The organism is Dietzia sp. DQ12-76 (genome assembly GCF_014145045.1).
In the GTDB taxonomy this organism is placed as follows: domain Bacteria; phylum Actinomycetota; class Actinomycetes; order Mycobacteriales; family Mycobacteriaceae; genus Dietzia.
The window spans coordinates 6,092-11,475 of record NZ_JAALDV010000267.1 but is presented as its reverse complement, the minus strand read 5'-3'; the positions used below and the strand labels follow the sequence as shown (position 1 = coordinate 11,475).

The 5,384-nt window shown below is 70.4% G+C and carries 3 protein-coding genes and 4 tRNA genes; 4 read left to right on the top strand and 3 right to left on the bottom strand.

Going from position 1 to position 5,384, the window contains the following annotated elements; translation table 11 throughout:
• Positions 1–78 precede the first annotated feature (78 nt).
• The 3 genes from phoU to G6019_RS09850 form a co-directional block, all read right to left on the bottom strand.
• Positions 79–843, bottom strand: coding sequence for a phosphate signaling complex protein PhoU (gene phoU / locus G6019_RS09860; protein WP_107757984.1), 765 nt, complete (start codon positions 841–843; stop codon positions 79–81).
• 104 nt (positions 844–947) lie between these two features.
• Complete coding sequence (gene dusB / locus G6019_RS09855; RefSeq protein ID WP_107755810.1) at positions 948–2,126, bottom strand: tRNA dihydrouridine synthase DusB; 1,179 nt, start codon at positions 2,124–2,126, stop codon at positions 948–950.
• Between the two features lie 93 nt (positions 2,127–2,219).
• Positions 2,220–2,295, bottom strand: a tRNA-Lys gene (locus G6019_RS09850).
• A 127-nt stretch (positions 2,296–2,422) separates the two neighbouring features.
• Here G6019_RS09850 and G6019_RS09845 point away from each other — a divergent pair.
• The 4 genes from G6019_RS09845 to G6019_RS09830 all read left to right on the top strand — a co-directional run.
• Positions 2,423–2,495: transfer RNA gene (locus G6019_RS09845), tRNA-Glu, on the top strand.
• Positions 2,496–2,650: 155 nt separating this feature from the next.
• A tRNA-Asp gene (locus G6019_RS09840) sits at positions 2,651–2,724 on the top strand.
• Between the two features lie 51 nt (positions 2,725–2,775).
• Positions 2,776–2,849: transfer RNA gene (locus tag G6019_RS09835), tRNA-Phe, on the top strand.
• 84 nt (positions 2,850–2,933) lie between these two features.
• Positions 2,934–5,384: arabinosyltransferase domain-containing protein (locus G6019_RS09830; protein WP_182627500.1), on the top strand; the 2,451-nt coding region annotated here is incomplete at its 3' end.

Genomic DNA, 5,384 nt, shown 5'->3' with positions numbered 1-5,384 from the left:
CGCCCGCCCACGAGGCGGGCGCCGGGGCGCTCGTCGTCGGCGCCCGGTTCTCGTTGCCCGGGGCCGCCGGAGCCGCCGTCAACTGGGGTCGCGGTCGTCCTCTCCGGAGACGCGCTGTGTCAACGACCGGTCGGCTTCGTTGAAACGACGCACCAGCTCCTCGTTGGAGGCGGGGGAGTACTCGGGATCGTCCTCGGCCGAGTTGGCGTATTCACCGGTGGCGAGGAAGATCACGCGCTGGGCCACCTCGACGGCGTGGTCCGCGAACCGCTCGTAGTAGCGACCGAGGAGGGTCACGTCGACCGCCGACGCCACCCCCCACTTCCACTCCCTGACGGTGAGCAGGGTGAACAGGTGGCGGCGGAGGTCGTCGACGGCGTCATCCTGTTGGGCAAGCGTGGCGGCCTGCTCGGCGTCCCGGTTGAGCAATACCTCGGTGGCCGCCCGGCCGAGTGAGACCGCGACCCGGCCCATCTCGGCGAAGTACCCGTTGACGGGCTCCGGGAGGACGCTCTCCGGGTGCCTGCGGCGCACGATCTTCGCGACGTGACCCGCCAGGGTGCCCATGCGGGTGAGGTCCTGGACGAGCTGGATGGAGGTGACCACCTGCCGGAGATCGCGGGCCACGGGCGCCTGGAGGGCCAGGAGCGCGAAACCGCGCTCCTCGTTCTCGGTCGCCAGCCGGGACATCTCCGTAGAGGACTGCAGAACCCTCTCGGCGGCCACGAGGTCGGCCTGGAGGAGGGCGTGGGTCGCCAGCTCCATGTCGTCGGTGGCGAGGGAGCACATCCGGGCCATCGAGGTGGCCAGATCCGCGAGTTCTTCGGAGTAGACGAGACGCATGTGGATCAGCATACGGGCATGTCAACCGCACAATCGATCACGGCGATGAACGGCCGATGAACAGGCGGGCACGCCGTCCCCTCCCCGGCCCGACGGAGCGTGGTTCAGCCGCCCGAGTTCTCGGCGTCCGCGCCGGCGAGCGCCACCGCGTCGTCCTCCGGATCGTCCAGCCACCCCTCGGGTAGCAGGACACGGGAGGGCGATCCCTGGCGGCCGCGCGGGCCGTACCCGTCGGCGGGGAAGGGCTCGTCCGCGGGAAGGTCCGCGAGCATCTCCGCGAGATCGTCCAGGGTGCGGACGGCCGACAGGGCGACCCGCTTGCCGGAGCCGGCCGGGAACCCCCGCAGGTACCAGGCCACGTGCTTGCGGATGTCGCGCATCCCCTTGTTCTCGCCGTGGTGCTCGGCGAGCAGTTCGCCGTGCCGGTACATGATCCGGCCGACCTCGCCCAGCGTGGGCGGGGCCGGCGCCTCGCGCCCGTCCAGGGTGGCGGCGAGCTCGGAGAAGAGCCACGGTCGCCCCAGACAGCCCCGCCCGATCACGACACCCGCGCACCCGGTCTCCTCCCGCATCCGGACCGCATCCTCGGCGGAGAAGATGTCGCCGTTACCCAGGACGGGCACATCGGAGACCGCGCCGATGTGCTCGACCAGGCGGGAGATCTGAGACCAGTCCGCCTTGCCCGAGTACCGCTGGGCGGCCGTGCGTGCGTGGAGGGCGACGGCCCTGGCGCCCTCGTCGACGGCGATGCGGCCGGCGTCGAGATGTGTGTGGTGCTCGTCGTCGATCCCCACCCGCATCTTCACCGTGACCGGGATGTCGGTGCCCTCGGTGGCCCGGACCGCCGCGGCGACGATGGAGCGAAACAGCCGTCGCTTGTAGGGGATCGCCGATCCGCCTCCGCGCCGTGTGACCTTGGGGACCGGGCATCCGAAGTTGATGTCGATGTGGTCGGCCAGGTCCTCGTCGACGATCATTCTGGCGGCCGCGTGGGTGTACTCGGCGTCCACCGTGTACAGCTGCAGGCTGCGCGGGGACTCGTCGGGAGCGAACGTGGCCATGTGCAGGGTCCCGGGCTGGCGTTCGACGAGAGCCCGCGCCGTGACCATCTCGCAGACGTAGAGCCCGGACACCGAGCCCTGCTGCTCACGTTCGAGTTCGCGGCACAGTGTGCGGAAGGCGACGTTGGTGACGCCCGCCATCGGCGCCAGGACGACCGGCGAGGCGAGCTCGAGGGGGCCGATGCGCAGGGCGGGCGCGCCGGTGGCGGTGGGTGCGGACATGGATACGAGTGTCCCAGTGCGGTGCGGGCAGGTCCAATGCGGCGCCGGGGGCACGGCTACGCGGTCACTCGTGCGTCGCGTACCTGCGGCTCATGGTGCCCCCAGTCGGGCTCGAACCGACGACCTGCGGATTAAAAGTCCGTAGCTCTACCAACTGAGCTATAGGGGCGACGGTCACGATACCGCCCTCGTCCGCGTCGGCAGGCGTCGGCTCTGCCATGGCTGGTTTCGACGTCCGATGGGCCGTGCCCTAAACTCGAACCCGCTGCGGCCCGGCGATCCCGGACGTGGCTCAGGCCCCCTTCGTTTAGCGGCCTAGGACACCGGCCTTTCACGCCGGCAGCGCGGGTTCGAATCCCGTAGGGGGTACTAGGAGAGAAGTCCCGGTCACCGTTCGTCGGTGGTCGGGACTTTTTTCTTCCGCGGGCCGGATCCGCCCCGACCTGCGCCGGAACCGCCGCTGAGCCACTGATTTGCGTCCGGGGGGCAGCGTCGATTACTGTTCTGTCTCGTGCGAAAAGCACGGCCCTGTGGCGCAGTTGGTTAGCGCGCCGCCCTGTCACGGCGGAGGTCGCGGGTTCGAGTCCCGTCAGGGTCGCTGGAGACAACCGGCGCATTCGGTGTTCACCGGATGCGCCGGTGGTCTTATGGCCAGGTAGCTCAGTTGGTACGAGCGTCCGCCTGAAAAGCGGAAGGTCGTCGGTTCGATCCCGACTCTGGCCACAGCGGGTACAGCGCGCCGGGGGTTTTCCTCCGGCGCGTTCGTCATTTCGGGGAACGTCCGTGCCTCGTTATAGCGTGGACGCCATGCCATCGTCTGCCACCGAGGTCCGTGACGCCCCGGACAGGTCCCGCACAGGACCCCGGTGGGGGCTCGTCGCCGCGGTCAGCGGTCTGCTCGGGATCCTCCTCGCCCTCATCGTCCCGTTGCTCCCGGTCACCCAGACCACCTCGACGATCAGCTGGCCGGAGACCGGGACACTCGACCCGGTGACGGCGCCGCTCGTGGCGTACTACCCGCTCGACCTGGTCGCCGAGATCCCGTGTGCGGCGGTCGGGGAGTTGCGTGACCAGGGTCGTGAGGACGGGGTCCTGGTGTCCACGGCTCCGCGGGAGGCGGGTGAGAACGCCGGTGCCCGCGCGCTCATGGTGACCGTGGCCGGTCCCACCGTCGAGGTGCGCAGCCGGAACGTGCTGGTCGCCGACGCCCCCACCGAGGCCGTCACCTCAGCCGGGGCGTGTTCGGTGATCCGCGTCGTGGCCGATTCCGGCTCGATCGCCGCGGAGTTCGTCGGTCTCGAGTCGGACGGCCGGGAGGTCGGAGGGCGGATCGACCAGGATCTGCGTCCCCAGGTGGTCGGGGTGTTCACGGACCTCCAGGGGTCGGCTCCCGAGGGGATGTCCGTCGACATCACCGTCGACTCCCGCTACACCACGCAGGCGACCGTGATCAAGCAGATCGCGATCGTGGTCGGGATCCTCGCGATCATCCTGGCGCTGGTCGCACTGCACCGACTCGACCTACGGGACGGGCGTGTCGGTCGACGGGTGCTCCCGCGCCGCTGGTGGAAACCGCGGCCCCTGGACCTGGTGGTCGTGGCGACGCTGCTCGTCTGGCACGTCATCGGGGCCAACACGGCGGATGACGGGTACATCCTCACCGAGGCGCGCGCCGCGGTCTCGAGCGGCTACATGCCGGAGGTGTTCCGCTACTACGGTGCCCCCTACGCCCCGTTCGGGATGCCGTACTACCTCTACACGGCGATCAGTTCCCTCACCGTGGGCAGCATGTGGCTGCGCATCCCGGCACTGTTGCTGGGCATCGCGTCCTGGATCCTGCTGTCCCGCGAGGTGATCCCGCGACTGGGTATCGCCGCCCGCCGCGCGGCGGCGGTCCGCTGGAGTACCGCCGCGGTGTTCCTCGCGTTCTGGCTCACCTACAACAACGGTCTGCGCCCGGAGCCGATCGTCGCCTTCGGTGTCCTGGCCACCTGGGTCTCGCTGGAGCGGGCCCTGGCCACCGGCAGGCTGCTGCCCGCGGCGACCGGCTTCATCATCGGTGGGCTCACGCTCTCGGCCGCGCCCACGGGCACGTTCTGCATCGCGGCGATTATCGCGGCCTCCCGCCCGCTGTTGCTGCTGGTGATCCGGCGGGCGAGACGGGACGGCTGGATCCCCACGGTGGCGCCGCTGGTGGCCGCCGGGCTCGGCGTGCTCCACCTGATCTTCCTCGACCAGCCCCTGGTCACCACGTTGCAGTCCTCGGCGCTGCTCGGGGACGTCGGCCCCACCGGGCGCTGGTTCGAGGAGGTGTGGCGGTATGAGTGGCTCATGAACCCGACGCCCGACGGCTCCCTGGCCCGTCGGTTCGCGGTCCTGGCGATGTTCCTGTCCCTCATCACCTGCGCCGCGATCCTGTTCCGCAAGGGCCGGATCCCGGGCGTCGCGGTGGGGCCGGCCCGCCGGATCGTCGGCCTGGCCGCCATGTCCCTCGCGTTCATGGCGCTCAACCCCACCAAGTGGACCCACCACTTCGGGGCGTTCGCCACGATCGGTGCCGCGTTGGCAGCCCTGGTGACGATGGCCGTCCTGCCGGCGGCCACGCGGTCGCTGCGCAACCGGATGCTCTTCCTGGCCGCGGTGTTCTTCGTCCTGGCGTTGAGCTTCACCTCGACCAACGGGTGGTGGTACATCTCGATCTACGGGATCCCGTGGGGCGGCGTGCAACCCTCGATCGCGGGAATCACGTTCTCATCGGTGTTCCTCGGCCTGATGCTCATCTCGCTCGTGATCGCGTTGGTCCTGCACTACCGCGAGCCTTTCGCGCGGCCCGGTGGGTCGGGGCCGGCCGAGGCCGACCGCAGTCCGGCAGTCCGGCTGTTGCGCGAGGTCTCGCACTCGCCACTCGGGCTCGCGGCGACCCTCGTCGTCGTCATCATCGTGGCCTCCATGGCCGCGGCGGTCCGCAACCAGTACCCCGCCTACTCGGTCGGTCTGCAGAACCTGCGGGTGTTGTCCGGTGAACCGTGCGGCATCGCGGACATGGTGCTCGCCGAGCCCGACGCCAACGCGGGGCTGCTCGCGCCGGTCGGTGACCCCCGCGACCAACTCGAGGCCGGCGCGGACCCCGTCGAGTTCGTCCCCGACGGCATCCCCACCGATCTCACCGCCACCCAGGCCGTCGACACCGACACCCCGGGCACCGGTGAGGACTCCGACGCCACCGCCACCACCGCCGGAACCGAGGGCGGGGTGCGG